Genomic DNA, 20,557 nt, shown 5'->3' with positions numbered 1-20,557 from the left:
AGCCGCTATGCATGGCGCTGTCTTGCAGTCTGGGATGCACGATTGTCGCGGCTGAAGCCCCTCCCACGGTCATGTGCTGAGTGGGAGGGGCTTTCGCCGTGACGGCAGTGGTTACTGCCACTGTGTCAGCAACTGGCGATGCTGCTGCTGTGCACGCTCCTGGGTGACGGGCGCCAGGTACAGCGTCTGACCGGGCAGACATTGCGCCAGGCGGGCCACGGCCTGTGGCGTCAGCGCGCCGAGACGTGGGTAGCCGCCGATGGTTTGGCGATCATTGAGCAGGATGATCGGCTGACCATCGGGCGGTACCTGCACCGCGCCCAGCGGGATGCCCTCGGAGATCATCGAGCCGCGTTGGCACTGCAGTGGCGGGCCATCGAGGCGCACGCCCATGCGGTCGGCGCGCGGGTCGATCAGCCATGGGCTGTTGAATGCATCGAACAGGCTCTGCCCACTGAAGTCGCCGATCTGCGCGCCCATCACCAGGTGCAGGCGTGGTGATGGCTCGAAGGACGGAATATGCGCCGTGGGCATCTCGCGCAGACACGTCGGCGCGGTTGCCTGCCAGCCCAGCAGATCGTCGACCTGCAGCGCCTGGCCATCGCCATGCAGCCCGCCCAGGCCCTCGCGCAGCATGCTGGCGCAACTGCCGAGCACCTGCGGCGCCTGGAAGCCACCGGGCGCAGCCAGATACGCGCGAGCGCCCTGGCGTGGCTGGGCGAAGCTCAGACGCTGCCCGGCGCGCACCGCAAAATGCCGCCAGGGCGTCAGCGGCTGGTCATCCAGACGGGCGCCGAGGTCGGCGCCTGCCAGCGCCAGAGTGGCGGCGCCTGTGCATTCGAATTCGACGTTGCCGAGGGTGATCTCCACCACGGCGGCGGTGAGTGGATTACCCAGCAGGCAGTTGGCCCAGCGGTGGGCGATCCAGTCCAGCGCGCCGCTCTGGGTCACGCCGAGGTGACGCACGCCGAAGCGCCCGCCGTCCTGCAATTGCACGAAGGGGCTGCTGCGGATTACGCGCAGTGAAGGCTGGACAGCAGTCATTGGCTGATCTCCAGCGGGCTGTCGTCACCGCCCAGACGCAGGAACTCCGCACGCTCGATGGGCACGAAGCGCACGCGGTCGCCAGGCTGCAGCAGGCTGTAGCCGTCGAGGTCGCTGCCGAACAACCGCGCCGGCGTGCGCCCGAGCAGGTTCCAGCCGCCCGGCGAGACCACCGGGTAGACGGCGGTCTGACGTTCGGCGATGCCGACGCTGCCAGGCGCGATGCGCTTGCGTGGGGTGCTCAGACGCGGCGTGGCGAGAATCTCCTCGACCAGACCCATGAAGGCGAAACCGGGGGCGAAACCCAGGGCGAACACCTGGTAGGCATGGCCGCTATGGCGAGCGATCACCTCGGCTTCGCTGAGCCCGCTGCGGCGAGCCAGCAAGGGCAGTTCCGGGCCGACGCTGCGGTCGTACCAGGTGGGCAGCAGGTGTTCGCGCCCGCCTTGCGTATCGGCAGGCTGCAGGTCATCGAGTGCCTCGGCGATCTTGGCGCGCGCCTGGGCGCTGTCTAGCTGGTTCAGGTCGTAGTGCAGCAGCAGGGTGGTGTAGGAGGGCACCAGGTCGAGCAGGGCGTCGCCGAATGCGGCTTGCAGACGCAGACGGGCCGCCAGCATCCAGGGCATGTTGGCTTCGTCGATGTGCTCGAACAGGCGCAGGATCAGGCTGTCGATGCCGGCGACTTCCAGTCGCACGCGGGGCGCCTTCATGTGCGTGCCAGGGCGTCGAAGGCTTCGCGGATACGCTTGACCGCGGCCACCGAGCTGGCGTTGTCGCCATGCACGCAGAGCGTCTGCGCGGCCAGGTGCAGGGCGCTGCCGTCGCTGGCCTGCAGGGCTTCGCCGCGCGCCAGGGTAACGGCCTGGGCGACGATCACCTCGCTGTCATGGTGCACCGCGCCAGGCTGGTTGCGGCTGACCAGGTAGCCGGCAGCGTCATAGGCGCGATCGGCGAAGGCTTCGAACCACAGGGTCAGACCGAATTCGTCGCCCAGCGCCTGTGCTGCGCTGTTGTCGCGGGTGCTCATCAGCATCAGAGGCAACTGGCGGTCGTACTTGGCCACGGCGCTCATCACCGCACGCAGGGTGGCGGGTTTGCGCATCATGTCCTGGTACAGCGCACCATGCGGTTTGACGTAGCTGACGCGGGCACCCTGGCTGCGGCAGAGGCCTTCGAGGGCGCCGATCTGGTAGAGCATCAGGTCTTCGACTTCCTGCGGCGTGCAGTCCATCGAGCGGCGGCCGAAACCGACCAGATCCTGGTAGGCAGTGTGCGCGCCGATGTGTACGCCGTGTTGCACGGCCAGGGCTAAGGTCTTGCGCATCACGCTGGGATCCGAGGCATGGAAACCGCAGGCAATGTTGGCGCAGTCGATGAAGGGCATGACCTCGGCGTCCAGGCCCATGGTCCAGGCGCCGAAGCTTTCGCCGATGTCGCAGTTCAGAAGCAGGCTGTTCACGTGACCATCCTATTCATGGCGTGCATGCAGGTTATGTCGCTCCGCGATGCCCTGGCCGGGCATCGCGAGAGGCTGTCACGCATTGTTCCGGCGGCAAGGGTGAGCGTCCAACTAATTAATGCAGTCGCCAGAGATAGGAAAGGCTGATGGTCTCGGGCAGGCACTCGACGAGGCCTGCCGGAGCGGTGTGATACGGGGCTGGCAGGTGCGGACTCAGGCCAGGCGGAACTGGCTGGCGCTGCGCCCCAGGGCATCGACCTGCGAGGACAGCCCCGCAGTGTGATCGCCTAGGGCATGGCGCAGATCCTTGCTCTGGCCGGTGTGCAGGTTGATGGTTTCCATTTTGTCGGCGATGTCCTCGGTGGTGGTGGACACCTCTTCGATGGCGACCACCACCTGGTTCATCTCGCCGGTGAGGCGCTCCATGGCCGTGGTGATCGACTCGATGGCGCTGGCGACCTGCGCGGAATGGCGCTCACCTTCGGCGGCCAGGCCGATGCCGTTGTTCATCAGCTCATGCATCTGCCGCGTCTGCTGCTGGAATTCACCGACGATGGCGCTGATGTCGGTGGTGGCGGCGACGGTCTTCTGCGCCAGCGAGCGCACCTCGTCGGCCACCACCGAGAAGCCGCGTCCGGCCTCGCCGGCGCGTGCCGCTTCGATGGCCGCGTTGAGGGCGAGCAGGTTGGTCTGGTCGGCCAGGCTGTTGATCACGTCGACGATACCGTTGACCCGCGCACTGCTCTGGCCGAGCGCATCGACCTGGCTGTGGGTGGCCTGGATCAGTTGCGCCAGGCGGCTCATGCTGGCGACGCTGGCGGCGATCACCTGGCCGCCATCACGTGCAGCATCGTAGGCACTGGTGGTGGCGGTACCGACTTCGGCGGTGCGTTGTGCCATGTCGTTGAGGGTGGCGCTGATCTGGTGCGAGGCCGAGGCGGCCTGTTCGGTCTGCATCTCTACTTGCAGGCTGTTGTCGCCCAACTGGCGCATGGCGTCGCCGAGATGATGGTGCAGGCGGTTCAGCTCATCGTTGGCGTGCAGCACCTGGGTGACGATGCCGCCGATGCCCTGGATCATGCGGTTGGCCGCGTCGGCGAGCTGGTTGAATTCGTCGCGCGGGTTGTTGCCCACCGGCAATCTGCCGGACAGATCGCCAGACGCCACGCGGCTGAGCAACTGGGTGACGTTGCGCAGGCGCGTGACCAGGGTGCGCGAGGCCTGCAGCAAGGTCAGCGAGAGCAGGGCGGCGACGGCCAGGAAGCTCAGCCCCATGGCGTAGCGTGCCGACTCCTGCGCCTGCTGCGCCTCCTGGCTGCGGCGCAGCAGCAGGCCATTCTGCAGCGCCTGCGCCTGGGCTTCGACGCTGGCCTGCAGTTGTTCGCCGAGCTGGTTCAGGCGTAGGTTCACGGCGCTGATCTGCTCGATGCTGGCATGCGCGTCGGCAAATGCCTGGGCGAAGCCGCTGACGTTCTTGCCGATCGGCGTGTCCTGCCACTCGAGGTCGGCGATCTGCGCCTGCAGCTTGACGATGGCGGCCTGGGTGATCTGGGCGAAGCCGGCATCGAAGGATGACAGGTAGTCACGCTGGCCACTCAGGGCAGCGCTGATGAAGGGCTTGATCAGGTCGAAACTGATGGCTTCCAGCGCCTTGCTCTTTTCGCTGAGGTTCTTGCGCTGGCCTTCGAAGGGCGTGAGGCCGAGGGCCTGATTCAGCACCAGCCATTGGCGCTGCTGGGCGATTTCCTCGAGCAGCACGCTCTGGATGCGCTCGGCATGTTGCACGGTGCTGGCATCATCCAGGGTGCGTGCCTGTGTTAGCAGTTGTCCGACAAGATTTTCCAGTTCGTCCAGGCCGGCCTTGTAGCTGTCGAGTCGATCCGGGCTCAGGCCCTGGCGCAGGGTGTTCTGTCGCCACCAGTGATTCATCAGCTGGGTACTCGTACTGGCATAGCCAGCGGCGCTTTCTCGCGCCTGCAGCGCAGTGCTGACGCTATGACTGGCCCACAGCGAGGCCGCAGCCATCAGCGCCAGGCTGATCAGGGTGAGCGCGATGAGGGCGCGGAATTTGTGTTGCCAGGACAGTTGAAGGTTCACGTTAACGCCTCGCCATCTTCTGAAGGATGATTCTCAGGAATCGGCAAGTTGTCATACAACTTGATTAAAAGTCTATGGCCATCTTGTCGTTCGAGAAACGCAAACGGGGCCGTGAAGGCCCCGTTGTCGTGTAGCCGCTTACCAGAGCGGCAGGCTATAGCTGAGAATCAGGCGGTTTTCGTCGAGATCATTACCGAAGTTGGAGCGAACGGTGGCGTTGCGCCATTTCAGCCCGAGGTTTTTCAGCGGGCCTTCCTGGATCACGTAAGCGATGTCCATGTTGCGCTCCCATTCCTTGCCTTCATCGCTGCGCCCGGCCACCTCGACGTTGTCGCCGGAAATGTAGCGGGTCATGAAGGTCAGACCGGGAATGCCAAGGCTGGCAAAGTTATAGTCGTAGCGTACTTGCCAGGAACGTTCCTGGGTGTTGGCGAAGTCGTTGATCTGCACGAAGTTGACCAGGAACGGGTCGCTGCTGGCGATGTATGGGAAGGGATCGTCGCCGCTCATGCGCTGGTAGCCGGCGCCCAAGGCATGGCCGCCCAGGCTGTAGGTGAACATGGCGCCGAAGGCCTTGTTGTCGAGGTCGCGGAAATTGCCGTCCTCGCGGCTTTGCGAGTAGCGCAGGTCGCTCTTGAACGACTGGCCATCACCCAGCGGCAGCACATGCAGCAGCGTGCCGTAGTACTGCTGGTAGATGTTCTCCAGCTCACCGTAATGCAGGCCGGCGGTGAGCTGCGGGGTGAGTTTGTATTCGCCGCCGCCGAAGGTGAACGAGTCGCTGCCGCCGCCGATGCGGTTGCCGCTCATCTCGGTGTAGTCGCTGGAGTTGTTGGCCTTGATGCGATTGATCTTGCCGCCCTGCAGGGTCAGGTTGTCGACCTCCTGCACGTTGAGCAGCGCGCCCTGGAAGGTCTGCGGCAGCAGGCGCGAGTCATTGGCTGAAACGATCGGGCTGCGAAAACTCAGGGCGCCGACCTTCAGCGTGCTGTTGGAGACCTTCACCTTGCCGGTCAGTGCCAGCTTGGAATATTCGTCCTGCGAGCCGCCGGAACGATCGGCTGGCAGCAGACCGCTGCCGGCGGTGCCGTCGCCTGAGTCGAGCTTGAGGCCGAGCATGCCCAGCGCATCGACACCGAAACCGACGGTGCCCTCGGTGTAACCGGATTCCATGCGCAGCAGGAAGCCCTGCGCCCACTCTTCGGCTTTGTCGCGCGCGCCGCTCTGGCGGAAATCGCGGTTGAAATAGAAGTTGCGCATTTCCAGGTTGGCCTTGCTGTCTGCGATGAAATCGGCCTGGGCCAGGGCCGGCAGGCCGCTGCCGAGCAGCAGGGCGGATGCTAGGGGGAAATGAGGTTTCATGATGCAATGTCTCCTGTCGGGAGCGCGCAGCGGCGAGGATGGCTGCTTGGCAGAGCGCGTTTTTGGAATGATGTTGTTGTGGTCTGCGCAGAGCGCGGCGCCATTCTTCAAAGCCGAGTTCGCTGGCGTCCAACGAGAAAAACCGGGGGCTGGCGATAAGAAAATTCATCGGCAGAAGAAAAAATGCCTGGCATGCAACCTGCTACGCCCGGGGCTGCATGAGGCCCGGTGGACGGGTCTTGATGACGACACGGTAGAGAGGCGTTGTGGCATGAACCTGAGATTTCTCGAGACTTTCGTTTGGGTGGCGCGGCTGAAGAGTTTTCGCCTCACGGCGGAAAAGCTGTTCAGCACCCAGGCCTCCATCTCCAGCCGTATCGCGGCGCTCGAGGACGAGTTGGGCACGCGTCTGTTCCTGCGCGATTCGAAGGGGGTTTCCCTGACGCCGGAGGGGCAGAAGGTGCTCGAGTACGCCGAACGCATGATCGATACCATGCAGGCGCTGAAACAGTCGATCAGCGACACCGGCAACATCCAGGGACGTATCCGTGTCGGCGCGATGGATACCGTCATTCACACCTGGCTGAGTCCGTTCGTAACACGGGTGATGGAGCGCTACCCGGCGGTGGAGATCGAGCTGACCGCCGACACCGCGCGCAACCTCAACGAGCAGTTGCTCAAGGGGTACCTGGACATCGTCTTCCAGACCGACATGGTCAACGGCGACAGCGTGCGCAACCTGGAACTGGCGGCCTTCCCGGTGCGCTGGATCGTGCCGACCGGTTCGCTCTACCACCGTGGCTATGCCTCGATGGACGAACTGGCGAAGGAGCGCATCATCACCTTCTCGAAGAATTCACGGCCGCATCAGGACATCCTCAACCTGCTGCATGCCGGTAGCGTCAGCGCGCCGCGCATCAACTGCGTCAACTCCATCGCCGCGATGACGCGGCTGATCCGTGACGGCTTCGGCATCGGCGCGTTGCCGCCGGCGCTGGTGCGGGACGAACTCAAGCAGGGGCTGCTGACCATCCTCGATGAGGTGCCCGAGCCGCCGCCGCTGCCCGTGGTGGCGACCTGGCGTACCGGCGTCGGCCTGGAGCTGAGCGAAGACATCATCGCCCTGGCCAGTGAGGCACTGGATGCCTACGCCGAGGAAATGGGTGAAACCTGCATGGTGCGGGTCGCCCCCGCCTCGGAACAAAAGAGCGCCTGAACCTGACGCTCAGCCAGGGCGGGCCCGGCGACGGATGCTCGCTGTTGGTGCGTGGCCCGGGCGAATGCCCCCTTTGCTCTCATAACGAATTCCGATCATGCGCTGCCGGTTTTTCTAGTTGGACAGGGTAGGGCGATGCGCTGAGACTCGAAATCGTCTTCCAGCCGCGCTCTGCGGCGCACTCAGAACAATGAACAGGAGAGCACCATGAACAGCATCGCAACGCGTTTCGCCATGACCGCTTTGGCTTGTGCCCTGGGCTTCGGCGTCCAGGCCGGCGAACGCTGGAACATGACCGCCGAGAACCCCGACGGCAACTTCATCACCACCGTGGCCAAGGAGTTCGCCCAGGACGTGGAAAAGTCCAGCAACGGCGAGTTGCAGATCCGCGTGCACGCCAACTCGGTGCTGTTCAAACGTCCTGAGGTCAAGCGTGCGGTGCAGACTGGCCAGGTGCAGGTGGGTGACGTGCTGATGTCGGTACTGGGCAACGAGGACCCGATCTTCGAGATCGACAGCGTGCCGTTCCTGGTGCGCAACTACGAGCAGGCTCAGGCCCTGTGGGCCGCCAGCCGTCCAGCCGTGGAGGAGCGTCTGGCCAAGCAGGGCATCAAGTTGCTGTACGCCATGCCCTGGTCGCCGCAGAGCATCTTCACCAAGACGCCGGTGACCAGCATGGACGACTTCAAGGGCATGAAATTCCGTGCCTACAACCCGGCCACCTCGCGCATGACCGAACTGATGGGCGCGGTGCCGACGGTGATCCAGACCGGCGAGATCGCCCAGGCCTTCAGCACCGGCATGATCAACGGCATGCTCACCTCGCCGACTACGGGCGTGGATTCCCAGGCCTGGGACTTCTCTTCCTATTACTACGACGTCAAGGCCTTCATTCCGAAGAACTTCGTCATCGTCAACGCCCGCGCCTTCGCCCGCCTGCCACAGGCGACCCAGACCGCCGTGCTGGAGGCGGCCAAGCGTGCCGAGGAGCGTGGCTGGGCGATTGCCCAGGAGAAGACCGGTGAGCTGGTCAAGACCCTGGCCGACAACGGCATGCAGGTGTCCGAGCAGGCACCGGCGGCGGTAGAAACCGGCTTCGAGCAGATCGGTCAGACCATGACCGAGGAGTGGCTCAAGCGCGCCGGCGCCGATGGCCAGGCGATCCTCGACGCCTACCAGCGCTAATCCGGTCGCCCGCCGTCGCCCCAGCGACCGCGGGCTATTCTTCAAGGCTTGCCCAGAGAGCCCGTAGTTCATGACCCCACTGCACAAGCTCTACACCTTGTCCGGATGGCTGTCCGGCCTGTTTCTCATCCTGATCTGTCTGCTCGTCGTGGCGCAGATCGTCGCTCGTCAGTTGGGCACCATGGTGCCTGCTGCCGATGAGTTCGCCGCTTATGCGATGGCGGCGTCGGGTTTTCTCGCCCTGCCCTATGCGCTGCAGCGCGGTGCGCATATTCGTGTGGAACTGCTGCTGCGACTGCTGCCCGCTGGTGGTCGGCGCGTGGCCGATGTGCTGGCCACGCTGGTTGGCCTGGGTATCGCGGCATACATGGCCTGGTATTGCGCGTCGTTCGTGCTGGAATCCTACGAATTCAAGGAAGTGTCGTCTGGCCTGTTGCCGATTCCCATGTGGTTGCCGCAACTGCCGATGCTGCTCGGCACCCTGATTTTGGTGGTGGCGATGGCTGAGCGCCTGGTGTTGACCTGTCTGGGCAAACCCTTCGAAGCCGCCGAAGCCGGCACGGCGATGAGCGAGTGAGCCTGCGGGCTCGACCCTTAAATGCGGCCAGCGCCGCACTGCATTCGTGAGTGAACCCGTGGACTACACCCTCATTACCGTAACCCTGCTGCTGGCGCTATTCATGCTGCTTGGCGGCGGCGTCTGGGTCGCCTTGTCGCTGCTCGGCGTCGGCATCATTGGCATGGAGCTGTTTGGCGGTGCGCCGGCCGGCTCGATTCTCGCGTCCACCAGTTGGGCTTCCAGCGCCAGTTGGACGTTGACGGCGCTGCCGCTGTTCATCTGGATGGGCGAGATCCTCTATCGCACGCGCCTGTCCGAAGACATGTTCAACGGTCTGGCGCCTTGGATGCGTGGCCTGCCGGGGCGCCTGCTGCACGTCAACGTATTCGGTTGCGGCCTGTTCGCTGCCGTCAGCGGCTCTTCTGCCGCCACTGCAGCCACCATCGGCCGCATCTCCCTGCCAGAGCTGAAATCGCGTGGCTACCCCGAATCCATCGCCATGGGCTCGCTGGCCGGTGCCGGCACGCTCGGCCTGCTGATTCCGCCGTCGATCATGATGATTGTCTATGGCGTGGCGGCGCAGGTGTCCATCTCGCGTCTGTTCATCGCCGGCATCCTGCCGGGCCTGTTGCTGCTGGCGATCTTCAGCGGCTACCTGATGCTCTGGGCCGCCTGCAATCGCAGCAAGCTGCCGGAGGAGGGCGAGCGTCTGCCGTTCATGGACAAGCTGCGCCGCGCCAAGCTGCTGATTCCAGTGCTGGGCCTGATCGTCGCGGTGATCGGTTCGATCTATGGCGGCATCGCCACAGCCACCGAAGCGGCTGCCGTCGGCGTGGTCGGCGCGCTGCTGATCGCGCTGTGTTCGGGAGCGCTGACCCGGGAAACCTTCATGGCCAGCCTGATGGGCGCGGTGTGCACCTCGTGCATGATCTTCTTCATCCTGCTCGGTGCGGCGTACCTGACCTCGGCCATGAGCTTCACCGGCCTACCGGCGGCGCTGGCCGACTGGATCATCGCCCAGCAGTTGTCGCCCTACGTGCTGTTGCTGGCGCTGACGCTGTTCTTCATCGCCCTGGGCTGCTTCCTCGACGGCATCTCGATCATCCTGCTGACCACGGCGGTGATCCTGCCAGCGGTGCAGGCCGCCGGGATCGACCTGCTGTGGTTCGGCATCTTCGTCATCCTGGTGGTGGAGATGGCGCAGATCACTCCGCCGGTGGGCTTCAACCTGTTCGTCATCCAGAACCTCACCGGGCGTAACCTCGGCGCAGTGGCGCGCGCCAGCTTCCCGTTCTTTCTCCTGCTGGTGCTGGCGGCGATCCTCATCACCGTTTTCCCGCAGATCGTCCTGGCGCTGCCGCAGGCCATGCGTGGTGCCTGAGGTGGCGTGACAGAGGGAATCTCGCCTTTCAACCGGACGGCTGCACCTTATCGGTGCAGCCGTGAAAGAAAATGTCGCAGCACCGCAAGCGGCGGCATGGCAACCCTCGTTAAGCTGGCCCGCCATACGTGACCGATCGGTCGCCAGTCTTCGCCACGGTTCTCCCGCAGCCAGCCGGTGTCATTGTCGCTTAATGGGCTAACGTTGAACTAACGCGTTGATGACGTGATCAAGACCAGCGATTGCCCAAGCCGCCTGTAAAAAACCAGTCTTCTTGCAGGCGCCTTCTGACGAACCACCAGCCCAATGGAGCTATAACCATGGCGTTCTTTACGGCGGCCAGCAAAGCCGACTTCCAGCACCAACTGCAAGCGGCCCTGGCGCAGCACGTGAGCGAACAGGCGTTGCCACAAGTGACCTCGTTCGCCGAACAATTCTTCGGCATCGTCGCCCTCGAAGAACTCACCCAACGACGCCTCTCCGACCTGGTCGGCTGCACCCTGTCGGCCTGGCGCATGCTCGAGCGCTTCGACCAGGCCAAGCCGCAGGTGCGTGCATTCAACCCGGATTACGAGAAGCACGGCTGGCAATCGACCCACACCGCAGTGGAAATCCTCCACGGTGACATTCCGTTTCTGGTCGACTCGGTACGCATGGAGCTGAACCGCCGTGGCTTCAGCATTCACACCCTGCAGAACAGCGTATTCAGCGTGCGCCGTGACAAGAACGGCGACCTCCAGGAAATCCTGGCCAAGGGTACCCAGGGCGAGGGCGTGCTGCAGGAAGCGCTGATGTTCCTGGAAATCGACCGCTGCTCCAGCGCCAGCGAGCTGAAGACGCTGGAGAAGGCCATCGAGGAGGTGTTCAGCGATGTGCGCCTGGCGGTCACCGACTTCCAGCCGATGAAGGCCAAGGCCCGTGAACTGCTGGCCTGGCTGGACCGGGCCAAGCTCAAGGTGGACAAGGCCGAGCTGGACGAGATCAAGGTGTTCCTCGGCTGGCTCTTGGACAACCACTTTACCTTCCTCGGCTACGAGGAGTTCACCGTGGCCGACAACGCCGACGGTGGTCATCTGCTGTACGACGAAAAGTCGCTGCTGGGCCTGTCCAAGCGTCTGCGCGCAGGCCTCAGCGCTGAAGAGCTGCAGATCGAGCCGGAGGCCGTAGCCTACCTGCGTGAACCGCAACTGCTGTCGTTCGCCAAGGCCGCCGTGCCGAGCCGCGTGCACCGCCCGGCCTACCCGGATTTCGTTTCGATCCGCGAGCTGGACGCCAAGGGCAAGGTAATCAAGGAATGCCGCTTCATGGGCCTGTACACCTCGGCGGTGTACGCCGAGAGCGTGTGGAACATCCCCTACATCCGCCGCAAGGTCGAGGTGATCAAGCAGCGCTCCGGCTTCGAGAGCAGCGCGCACCTGGGCAAGGAGTTGGCGCAGGTGCTGGAGGTGCTGCCGCGCGATGACCTGTTCCAGACGCCGGTCGACGACCTGCTCAGCACCGCCATCTCCATCGTGCAGATCCAGGAGCGCAACAAGATCCGCGTGTTCCTGCGCCGCGATCCCTATGGCCGCTTCTGCTACTGCCTGGCCTATGTGCCCCGCGACGTGTATTCCACGGAAACCCGGGTGAAGATCCAGCAGGTGCTGATGGAGCGCCTGCAGGCCACCGATTGCGAGTTCTGGACCTTCTTCTCCGAGTCGGTGCTGGCGCGGGTGCAGTTCATCCTGCGCGTCGACCCGAAGAACAAGGTGCAGATCGATCCGCTGCGTCTGGAGAAGGAAGTCATCCAGGCCTGCCGCTCGTGGAAGGACGACTACGTCGGGCTGATGGTCGAGAGCCTCGGTGAAGCCCAGGGCACCAACGTGCTGGCCGAGTTCCCGGAAGGTTTCCCGGCCGGCTATCGCGAGCGTTTCGCCGCCCATTCGGCGGTGGTCGACATGCAGCACCTGCTCAGCCTGAGCGCGGACAAGCCGCTGGTAATGAGCTTCTATCAGCCGTTGGCGCAGAACGAGCAGCAGTTGCACTGCAAGCTGTACCACGCCGACACGCCGCTGCCGCTGTCCGATGTGCTGCCGATTCTGGAGAACCTCGGCCTGCGCGTGCTCGGCGAGTTCCCCTACAAGCTGCGCCGCAACGACGGCCGCGAGTTCTGGATTCACGACTTCGCCTTCACCTATGCCGAAGGCCTGGATGTCGACATCCAGCAGCTCAATGACACCCTGCAGGATGCCTTCATCCATATCGTCGGTGGTGATGCCGAGAACGACGCCTTCAACCGCCTGGTGCTGACCGCTGCCATGCCCTGGCGCGATGTGGCGCTGCTGCGTGCCTATGCGCGCTACCTCAAGCAGATTCGCCTGGGCTTCTCGCTGAGCTACATCGCCGCCACCCTGGTCAACCACGCCGATATCGCCAAGGAACTGGTGCGTCTGTTCCGCACCCGTTTCTACCTGGCGCGCAAACTCACCGCCGAGGATCTGGAAGACAAGCAGCAGAAGCTCGAGCAGGCGATTCTCGCCGCTCTCGACGACGTGGCGGTGCTCAACGAAGACCGCATCCTGCGGCGCTACCTCGACCTGATCAAGGCGACCCTGCGCACCAACTTCTTCCAGCCGGGCGAGAACGGCCAGAGCAAGAGCTACTTCAGCTTCAAGCTCAGCCCACGGCTGATCCCGGACATTCCGCGTCCGGTGCCGAAGTTCGAAATATTTGTCTACAGCCCGCGTGTCGAAGGCGTGCACCTGCGCTTCGGCGACGTCGCCCGTGGCGGCCTGCGCTGGTCGGATCGCGAAGAGGACTTCCGTACCGAAGTGCTCGGCCTGGTCAAGGCGCAGCAGGTGAAGAACGCGGTGATCGTGCCGATGGGCGCCAAGGGCGGCTTCGTGCCGCGCAAGATGCCGCTGGGCGGCTCGCGTGACGAGGTGATGGCCGAGGGCATCGCCTGCTACCGCATCTTCATCAGCGGCCTGCTCGACATCACCGACAACCTCAAGGAAGGCGAGGTGGTGCCGCCGGTGGGCGTGGTGCGTCACGATGCCGACGACCCCTACCTGGTGGTGGCGGCGGACAAGGGCACCGCGACTTTCTCCGACATCGCCAACGGCATCGCTGCCGAGTACGGTTTCTGGCTCGGTGACGCCTTCGCCTCCGGTGGTTCGGCCGGTTACGACCACAAGGGCATGGGCATCACCGCCAAGGGCGGCTGGGTCAGCGTGCAGCGCCACTTCCGCGAGCGCGGCATCGATGTGCAGAAGGACAACGTCACCGTGATCGGCATCGGCGACATGGCTGGCGACGTATTCGGCAACGGCCTGCTGCTGTCGGAGAGCCTGCAACTGGTCGCAGCCTTCAACCATATGCATATCTTCATCGACCCGAACCCGGATGCGGCCAAGAGCTTCATCGAGCGCAAGCGCCTGTTCGAGCTACCGCGTTCGAGCTGGGCCGATTACGACAGCAAGCTGATCTCCGAAGGTGGCGGCATCTTCCTGCGCAGCGCCAAGAGCATCGCCATCAGCCCTCAGATGAAGGCGCGCTTCGACATCGCCGCCGACAAGCTGGCGCCCACCGAGCTGCTCAATGCGCTGCTCAAGGCACCGGTCGACCTGCTGTGGAACGGCGGCATCGGCACCTACGTGAAGTCGAGCAAGGAAAGCCACGCCGACGTCGGTGATAAGGCCAATGACGCCCTGCGCGTGGATGGTTGCGAACTGCGCGCCAAGGTGGTGGGCGAGGGCGGCAACCTGGGCATGACCCAGCTCGGCCGTGTTGAATTCGGCCTGGGTGGCGGCGCCAGCAACACCGACTTCATCGACAACGCTGGCGGCGTGGACTGCTCCGACCACGAGGTGAACATCAAGATCCTGCTCGGTGAAATCGTTGCGGCTGGCGATATGACCGAGAAGCAGCGCAACAAGCTCTTGGCCGAGATGACCGATGACGTGTCCGAGCTGGTGCTCGGCAACAACTACAAGCAGACCCAGGCGCTGTCGCTGGCCGAACGCCGCGCGCGTGAGCGCATCGGCGAGTACAAGCGCCTGATGAACGCCCTGGAAAGCGCTGGCAAGCTCGACCGCGCCCTGGAGTTCCTGCCGACCGACGAAGCGCTCAACGAACGTGTCTCCAGCGGCCAGGGCCTGACCCGGCCGGAGCTGTCGGTGCTGATCTCCTACAGCAAGATCGACCTCAAGGAATCCTTGCTCAAATCCCAGGTGCCGGATGACGACTACCTGGCACGCGAGATGGAAACCGCCTTCCCGGCGATCCTTACCGAGAAGTTCGGCGACGCCATGCGCCGCCATCGTCTCAAGCGCGAGATCGTCAGCACGCAGATCGCCAACGATCTGGTCAACCACATGGGCATCACCTTCGTGCAGCGCCTGAAGGAGTCCACCGGCATGAGCGCGGCCAACGTCGCCGGTGCCTACGTGATCGTGCGTGACCTGTTCCGCCTGCCGCATTGGTGGGCGCAGATCGAGGCGCTGGACTACAAGGTGCCGGCTGAGCTGCAACTGCAGCTGATGGACGAGCTGATGCGCCTGGGCCGCCGTGCCACCCGCTGGTTCCTGCGCAGCCGCCGCAACGAGCTGGACGCCGCGCGTGACGTGGCGCACTTCGCGCCGCGTATCGAGGCCCTGGTCGGTCGCTTGGACGAACTGCTCGAAGGTCCGGCCCGCGAGCAATGGCTGGCGCGCTACCAGAGCTATGTCGAAGCGGGCGCGCCGGAAGAACTGGCGCGTGTGGTCGCCGGCACCAGCCACCTGTATACGCTGCTGCCGATCATCGAGGCGGCGGACGTTACCGGCAAGGATGCCAGCGAAGTGGCCACGGCCTACTTCGCCGTCGGTGGCGCGCTGGATCTGTCCTGGTACCTGCAGCAGATCACCGGCCTGGCGGTGGAAAGCAACTGGCAGGCGCTGGCCCGTGAAGCTTTCCGCGATGACCTGGACTGGCAGCAGCGCGCGATCACCGTGTCGGTGTTGCAGATGGCCGACGGCCCGCAGGAGATCGAGGCGCGCCTGGCGTTGTGGCTGGAGCAGCATCAACGCCTGGTGGATCGCTGGAAGGCGATGCTCACCGAGCTGCGTGCCGCTACCGGCAGCGACTACGCCATGTACGCCGTGGCCAACCGCGAGCTGATGGATCTGGCGCAAAGCGCCTGACCTGATCTGAAGCAATCCCCGGGCCCCGCACATGCGGGGCCCGGTCGTTTCAGCCTTCAGAAGTGGTATTTGACCAGCGCCTGTACGGCCGTCTGGTCGAAGCCGTCGGTGGAGCCGTCCACCGGAATGACTCCGTACTTGTTGTGCCACAGGTTCAGCTCGGTACCGACGTACAGTCGCCGCCCTTCGCCGAACAGCGCCTTGCCGGCGTCCCACTTGATCTGGATGGACGAGCCCAGCGAAGTCTGGGTGCCGGCCTCGCGGGAGGGGGAGCGCCAATCGACGAAGCCGTCGATGACGAAGTCCTGGCGACCGATGCTCAGCGGGTAGGCAGCGGTGAGGGTGAGTTGGGTGGCGTAGCCGTTGCGATCACGCTCATTGAAGAACACATGGTTGTTGATCTTCACCCGATAGAGGTTGCTCTTGAAGTAGGTGAAACCGGGGATGTCCCAGTCCAGACCGAGGCCGTAGAGGTAGTTCTCCGGGCCAGGCCCGCCGGTGCCTTTTTCGTAGGTGAAGGCGGCGAAGACATCCTTGATCGGCCCGGCAGCGAGTTGGCGTCCGCTGAGCCAGCTGAGGCTCAGGCGGGGGGAGAACTCCATGTAGTAGAAGGCCTCCTTCTCGTGCTGGCGGAAGTTGCCGTTGTCGAAATTGCCGCGCGATTGCAGGTTGTCGGCTCGTACATAGTCGAGGAAGTAGAAGAGGTCGCCCCAGGCCCAGCCGCTGGCGTGCTCGAAGGTGAAGGTGGTCTGGGTTCGTTGCTCCTCGGCGTTGAAATTCATCCGCTGGAAGTTTTCGCCATAGAGGTAGGAAAGGCTGTTGTCCTGCCAGAGCAGCAGGTCGGCGGCGTGTGCGGTATGGGCCAGGCACAGAGCGGCAGCGAGGCCGATCGCACGGGGCAGAGGCTTGAGCTTCATGGGGTTTCCTTGTTTTCGAGGTGCAGGCAGGCACCTCCCGGCAGGTGCTGCCGGGAGGGGCAAAGGTGCGGGGTCAGAGGCTGCGAGTCAGCGGCTTCAGCTCAGCGGCGGCATCGTCGTGGCGTTGCAGGACGGTGTGCAGGTGCGCTTCGGGCTCGTAGGCGCTCTCCTGCTCGCAGGGTTGCGGATCGTCCGGCAGGAACAGGTTGAGGGCGATGGCACTGAAGGCGCCGATGGTGATGGGCGAGCCAAAGATGTTCTTCAGCACGTCGGGCATCTGCGACAGCACCTCCGGCACACCGGCGACGCCCAGCCCGAGGCCCAGGGAGATGGCGACGATCAGCACGTTGCGGCGGTGCAGGCCGGCTTCGCTGAGAATCTTGATGCCGGCCACGGCGACGGTGCCGAACATGATCAGGGTGGCGCCGCCGAGTACGGGCTTGGGCATCAGTTGCAGCACGGCGCCGACCACCGGGAACAGGCCGAGCAGCACCAGAATCGCGGCGATGTAGAAGGCCACGTGGCGGCTGGCCACGCCGGTGAGCTGGATCACCCCGTTGTTCTGGCTGAAGGTGGTCATTGGCAGGCTGTTGAACAGCGCGGCGACTGCCGAGTTGCAACCGTCGGCCAGCACCCCGGACTTGATCCGGCGCATGTACAGCGGGCCTTTCACCGGCTGTTTGGAAATGATCGAGTTGGCGGTCAGGTCACCGGCGGTTTCCAGCGGTGTGATCAGAAAGATCACGGCGATGGGCACGAAGGCGATCCAGTCGAAACCGAAGCCGTACTTGAACGGCTGCGGCACGCTGAGCAGCGGCACGTCGGCCATGTTGGCGAAGTCCACCTGGCCGGTGAACCAGGCGACGGCGAAGCCGAGGGTCAGACCGATGATCACCGCCGACAGACGCAGCACCTGCGATGAGGCGCGGTTGAGCACGACGATGGTGCCCAGCACCAGGCCGCCCAGGGCCAGGTGGTGCAGTGCGCCAAGATCCGCCGCGCCGTAGCCGCCAGCGAGGTCGGTCATGCCGACCTTGATCAACGACAGGCCCATCAGGCAGATGATGGTGCCGGTGACCACCGGGGTGATGACCGTGCGCAGGCGGTTGATGAACTGGCTGAAGGCGATCTCGACGAAGGCGGCGCAGAAGCAGATGCCGAACAGCGTGGCGAGGATTTCCTCCTCGCTGGCGCCGCGTCCCTTGACGATGAAACCGGCGCTCAGCACCACGCTGAGAAAGCCGAAGCTGGTGCCTTGCAGGCACAACAGGCCGGAGCCGATCGGGCCTATGCGTTTGGCCTGGACGAAGGTGCCCAGGCCGGAGACGAACAGCGCCATGCTCACCAGGTAAGGCACGTGGGCGCCCAGGCCCAGCGCGCTGCCGACGATCAGAGTCGGGGTGATGATGCCGACGAAGCTGGCCAGCACATGCTGCAGTGCGGCGAACAGCGCGGGCGCGAAGGCGGGAGTGTCGTCGAGCTGATAGATCAGGTCGCTGTTGCCGGTGGGCGCAGCGGGAGCGTTGCGATCAGGAGTCATGTCGTAGCCTGCCAGTTGTTTTTATACGGTCATGGGCTTGCACGAGGGTTCACGGCACCTCTGGCCTGATCGAGAGTAAAGTTGTCCAATCGGTCAGGATGTGCCGACTATAACAAGATGTGCGCGAAGGTAAATACAGTTTTTGTTTGGATTGTGTACAAAAAGTAAGCCGCCGGTCAGTTCACACTGCCGGCGGCTTTTGACGATTCCACTGCACCGTCGATGACGGTGCGGATGATCAGTTGAGCTGGGCGCCTGCGGCGATCCAGCGGCCGATCAGGTCACGCTCGTCCTGGGTCATCTGCGTGATATTGCCAAGAGGCATGATCTGCGCAGCCACCGCTTGAGCCTGGATCTTCGCCGCCTGCGCCTTCATCTGCTCCGGCGTGTCGAGCATGAAGCCGGCCGGCGCGGCGCTGAACATCGGGCTGGTCGGGTTGGCCGAGTGGCACACGGTGCAGCGCTCATGGATGACCTGCTCGACCCGGGCGAAGCCGGCGTCAGCGGCTGACGCAGTGGCTGCCGGGGCGGAGGGCTGTTCACTCGATGCTGCGCTGGGGGCTTGCTCGATCTTGGCTGCGTTTGCCGCAGTCGGCTGCTCGGCCTGAGCCTGCGCTGCGGTGGCCGGAGCACGCTGTACCGGGGCCGTGACGTAGGCCAGGCAGAGCATACCCAGGGCGGCGGCCGGCAGCGTCCAGGCGAAGCGCTGGCTGGCGTGGCGGGTGTTGAAGTAGTGGCGCACCAGAACTGCCAATACGGCGATGCCGGCGAGGATCAGCCAGTTGTACTGGCTGCCGTAGGTGCTCGGGAAGTGGTTGCTGATCATGATGAACAGCACCGGCAGGGTGAAGTAGTTGTTGTGCCGCGAACGCAGCAGGCCTTTGGCTGGCAGCAGCGGGTCGGGCGTGGTGTTGGTTTCGATGGCCTTAACCAGGGCACGCTGCGCCGGCATGATGGTGAAGAACACGTTGCCGACCATGATTGTGCCGATGATGGCGCCAACGTGAATGTAGGCGGCGCGACCGCTGAAAATATGGCTGAAGCCGTAGGCGGCGGCGATGATCAGCACGAACAGCACGGCGCCGAGCAGGGCCGGGTGCTTGCCCAGTGGCGAGTCGCAGAGAACGTGATAGATCAGGTAGCTGACGGCCATGGAGCCGAGGCCGATGGCGATGGCAGCGGCTGGCGCCAGATCGACACCCGGTTTGACCAGGTACAGGCTGGGGTTGAGGTAATACACCACCAGCAGAAGGGCGACACCCGACAGCCAGGTGAAGTAGGCCTCCCATTTGAACCAGTGCAGGTTCTCCGGCATTTTCGGCGGCGCCAGCTTGTACTTTTCCAGGTGGTAGATGCCGCCGCCGTGAATCGCCCAGAGGTCGCCCGACAGGCCCTCGCGTGGGTTGCTGCGGTTGAGGTTGTTCTCCAGCCAGACGAAATAGAAGGATGCGCCGATCCAGGCGATGCCGACGATCATGTGGATCCAGCGGATGCCCAGGTTTAGCCATTCGGTGAAGTGTGCTTCCACGATTCGTACCTCTCCCCGGAGTCGGCACCCGGCTCCGGGCTTCTCTTATTGGTGGGGGGCGAGGAGAAGGAATTCGTCCTCTGCGAAGAAATGCTCATCGCAGTTGTTACCGGAACCACTGCGATCAACCACCAGGAAGTCATCCCGCTTTTCGATCGTCAGCACCGGGTGGTGCCAGACGCCGCGATGGTAATTGACGCCCTGCCTGCCATTGCTGAGGAAGGCACGGACGGACCCTGATACAGGTACATCGCCAAGTGGCGCGACCACGATCAGAAAGGGGTTGCCGAGCAGCGGAATGAAAGCCTGGCTGCCCAGCGGATGGCGTTCCAGCATGCGGATGGTCAGCGGCATCTGCAGCGCCTCGGCGCTGAAGATGCTGATGATGGCCTGATCCTCCGGCTGCGCGGTCTCCACGGTGGCCAGCTTGTGATAGCGGCGGGTGGAGCCGTTGTTGATCATGAAGAAGTCACTGCCCTCGGTTTCGATCACGTCACCGAAAGGGGCGAAGGCTTCTTTGCTCAGGGGCTCGATGGTCAGGCTACGCATGGCTGTTCTACTTGTTCTGTTCGGGGAATGGAGCGGCAACCTTACAGCTGCTGCAGGCGAAAGAGGGCGATCTTGTTGATCTCGGCCAGGGCGGTCTGGAACTCCTGCTCCGGCGTGTTGTGAATACGTTCTTCGAAGGCGGCCAGAATCTGATGGCGATTGCTGCCCTTGACCGCCTTGATGAAGGGGAAGCCGAACTTGGCCTTGTAGGCGTCGTTGAGTTCGGTGAAGCGGGCGAACTCCTCGGCGCTGCATTCGTGGATGCCGGCACCGGATTGTTCGGCGGTGCTGGAGGCGGTCAGCTCGCCGCGCACCGCCGCCTTGCCGGCCAGATCCGGGTGGGCGTTGATCAGCGCCAGCTGCGCCTCATGGCTGGCGGACAGAAGAATGCCGGCCATGCGCTGCTGCAGGCCGTCGATAGCGTCGACGTTTTCGTCCAGGCCGAGGTCGTAGGCTTTCTCGGCCACCCAGGGCGAGTGTTCGTAGATGTCGGCGAAGGCCTCGATGAAGGCCTCGCGGCTGAGCTGGGAAGGCGTCAGGGTCTGGAAACGGCTCATG

15 protein-coding genes are annotated in these 20,557 nt (G+C 64.1%); 5 read left to right on the top strand and 10 right to left on the bottom strand.

Annotated features, from left to right (window positions below):
- Positions 1-111: 111 nt before the first annotated feature.
- From VC352_RS03540 to VC352_RS03520, 5 genes are all read right to left on the bottom strand, one after another.
- A complete protein-coding gene (locus tag VC352_RS03540; RefSeq protein WP_322978207.1) occupies positions 112-1,044 on the bottom strand; it encodes a biotin-dependent carboxyltransferase family protein in 933 nt (310 codons plus the stop codon).
- The gene (locus VC352_RS03535) at positions 1,041-1,754 is read right to left on the bottom strand and encodes an allophanate hydrolase subunit 1 (protein WP_322978206.1); all 714 of its coding nucleotides are present in this window, start codon (positions 1,752-1,754) and stop codon (positions 1,041-1,043) included. Before VC352_RS03535 ends, VC352_RS03540 begins: the two co-directional genes overlap by 4 nt.
- The gene (locus VC352_RS03530) at positions 1,751-2,503 is read right to left on the bottom strand and encodes a 5-oxoprolinase subunit PxpA (protein ID WP_322978205.1); all 753 of its coding nucleotides are present in this window, start codon (positions 2,501-2,503) and stop codon (positions 1,751-1,753) included. Before VC352_RS03530 ends, VC352_RS03535 begins: the two co-directional genes overlap by 4 nt.
- A 213-nt stretch (positions 2,504-2,716) precedes the next feature.
- Positions 2,717-4,600, bottom strand: a complete 1,884-nt coding sequence (locus VC352_RS03525; protein ID WP_322978204.1) for a methyl-accepting chemotaxis protein — start codon at positions 4,598-4,600, stop codon at positions 2,717-2,719.
- Between the two features lie 138 nt (positions 4,601-4,738).
- Positions 4,739-5,962, bottom strand: a complete 1,224-nt coding sequence (locus VC352_RS03520; RefSeq protein ID WP_322978203.1) for an OprD family porin — start codon at positions 5,960-5,962, stop codon at positions 4,739-4,741.
- A gap of 271 nt (positions 5,963-6,233) precedes the next feature.
- Between VC352_RS03520 and VC352_RS03515 the strand changes: the two genes are divergently transcribed.
- From VC352_RS03515 to VC352_RS03495, 5 genes are all read left to right on the top strand, one after another.
- Positions 6,234-7,178, top strand: coding sequence for a LysR family transcriptional regulator (locus tag VC352_RS03515; protein ID WP_322978202.1), 945 nt, complete (start codon positions 6,234-6,236; stop codon positions 7,176-7,178).
- 207 nt (positions 7,179-7,385) lie between these two features.
- Positions 7,386-8,363, top strand: coding sequence for a TRAP transporter substrate-binding protein (locus tag VC352_RS03510; protein ID WP_322978201.1), 978 nt, complete (start codon positions 7,386-7,388; stop codon positions 8,361-8,363).
- A 70-nt stretch (positions 8,364-8,433) separates the two neighbouring features.
- Positions 8,434-8,940: a TRAP transporter small permease gene (locus tag VC352_RS03505; RefSeq protein WP_322978200.1), complete on the top strand. Its 507-nt coding sequence runs from the start codon at positions 8,434-8,436 to the stop codon at positions 8,938-8,940.
- Positions 8,941-8,998: 58 nt separating this feature from the next.
- Entirely contained in the window at positions 8,999-10,303 is a 1,305-nt protein-coding gene (locus tag VC352_RS03500) for a TRAP transporter large permease subunit (RefSeq protein WP_322978685.1), read from the top strand.
- 320 nt (positions 10,304-10,623) lie between these two features.
- A complete protein-coding gene (locus VC352_RS03495) occupies positions 10,624-15,465 on the top strand; it encodes an NAD-glutamate dehydrogenase (RefSeq protein ID WP_322978199.1) in 4,842 nt (1,613 codons plus the stop codon).
- Positions 15,466-15,521: 56 nt separating this feature from the next.
- Here VC352_RS03495 and VC352_RS03490 read toward each other — a convergent pair whose 3' ends face one another.
- The 5 genes from VC352_RS03490 to uraD form a co-directional block, all read right to left on the bottom strand.
- Positions 15,522-16,382, bottom strand: a complete 861-nt coding sequence (locus VC352_RS03490) for an outer membrane protein OmpK (protein WP_322978198.1) — start codon at positions 16,380-16,382, stop codon at positions 15,522-15,524.
- Positions 16,383-16,455: 73 nt separating this feature from the next.
- Positions 16,456-17,922 (bottom strand): nucleobase:cation symporter-2 family protein, encoded by a 1,467-nt coding sequence (locus VC352_RS03485; RefSeq protein WP_322978197.1) that lies wholly within the window; start codon positions 17,920-17,922, stop codon positions 16,456-16,458.
- Positions 17,923-18,160: 238 nt separating this feature from the next.
- Positions 18,161-19,450, bottom strand: coding sequence for a urate hydroxylase PuuD (locus VC352_RS03480; protein WP_322978196.1), 1,290 nt, complete (start codon positions 19,448-19,450; stop codon positions 18,161-18,163).
- A gap of 45 nt (positions 19,451-19,495) precedes the next feature.
- Complete coding sequence (locus VC352_RS03475) at positions 19,496-19,999, bottom strand: ureidoglycolate lyase (protein WP_322978195.1); 504 nt, start codon at positions 19,997-19,999, stop codon at positions 19,496-19,498.
- Positions 20,000-20,040: 41 nt separating this feature from the next.
- On the bottom strand, positions 20,041-20,556 hold the full coding sequence (uraD, locus tag VC352_RS03470; protein WP_322978194.1) for a 2-oxo-4-hydroxy-4-carboxy-5-ureidoimidazoline decarboxylase: 516 nt from the start codon (positions 20,554-20,556) through the stop codon (positions 20,041-20,043).
- Between the last annotated feature and the right edge of the window lies 1 nt (position 20,557).

Source organism: Pseudomonas sp. C11 (assembly GCF_034683865.1).
GTDB lineage: Bacteria > Pseudomonadota > Gammaproteobacteria > Pseudomonadales > Pseudomonadaceae > Aquipseudomonas.
The sequence above is the reverse complement of the archived record's forward strand: the minus strand, read 5'-3'. Positions and strand labels throughout refer to the sequence as shown.

Excerpts from the sequence above, each read along its gene's own strand:
- VC352_RS03520 (WP_322978203.1), bottom strand. The coding sequence starts at position 5,962 with ATGAAACCTCATTTCCCCCTAGCATCCGCCCTGCTGCTCGGCAGCGGC.
- VC352_RS03540 (WP_322978207.1), bottom strand. The coding sequence starts at position 1,044 with ATGACTGCTGTCCAGCCTTCACTGCGCGTAATCCGCAGCAGCCCCTTC.
- VC352_RS03475 (WP_322978195.1), bottom strand. The coding sequence starts at position 19,999 with ATGCGTAGCCTGACCATCGAGCCCCTGAGCAAAGAAGCCTTCGCCCCT.
- VC352_RS03515 (WP_322978202.1), top strand. The coding sequence starts at position 6,234 with ATGAACCTGAGATTTCTCGAGACTTTCGTTTGGGTGGCGCGGCTGAAG.
- VC352_RS03495 (WP_322978199.1), top strand. The coding sequence starts at position 10,624 with ATGGCGTTCTTTACGGCGGCCAGCAAAGCCGACTTCCAGCACCAACTG.
- VC352_RS03535 (WP_322978206.1), bottom strand. The coding sequence starts at position 1,754 with ATGAAGGCGCCCCGCGTGCGACTGGAAGTCGCCGGCATCGACAGCCTG.
- VC352_RS03485 (WP_322978197.1), bottom strand. The coding sequence starts at position 17,922 with ATGACTCCTGATCGCAACGCTCCCGCTGCGCCCACCGGCAACAGCGAC.
- VC352_RS03490 (WP_322978198.1), bottom strand. The coding sequence starts at position 16,382 with ATGAAGCTCAAGCCTCTGCCCCGTGCGATCGGCCTCGCTGCCGCTCTG.
- VC352_RS03505 (WP_322978200.1), top strand. The coding sequence starts at position 8,434 with ATGACCCCACTGCACAAGCTCTACACCTTGTCCGGATGGCTGTCCGGC.
- uraD (WP_322978194.1), bottom strand. The coding sequence starts at position 20,556 with ATGAGCCGTTTCCAGACCCTGACGCCTTCCCAGCTCAGCCGCGAGGCC.
- VC352_RS03510 (WP_322978201.1), top strand. The coding sequence starts at position 7,386 with ATGAACAGCATCGCAACGCGTTTCGCCATGACCGCTTTGGCTTGTGCC.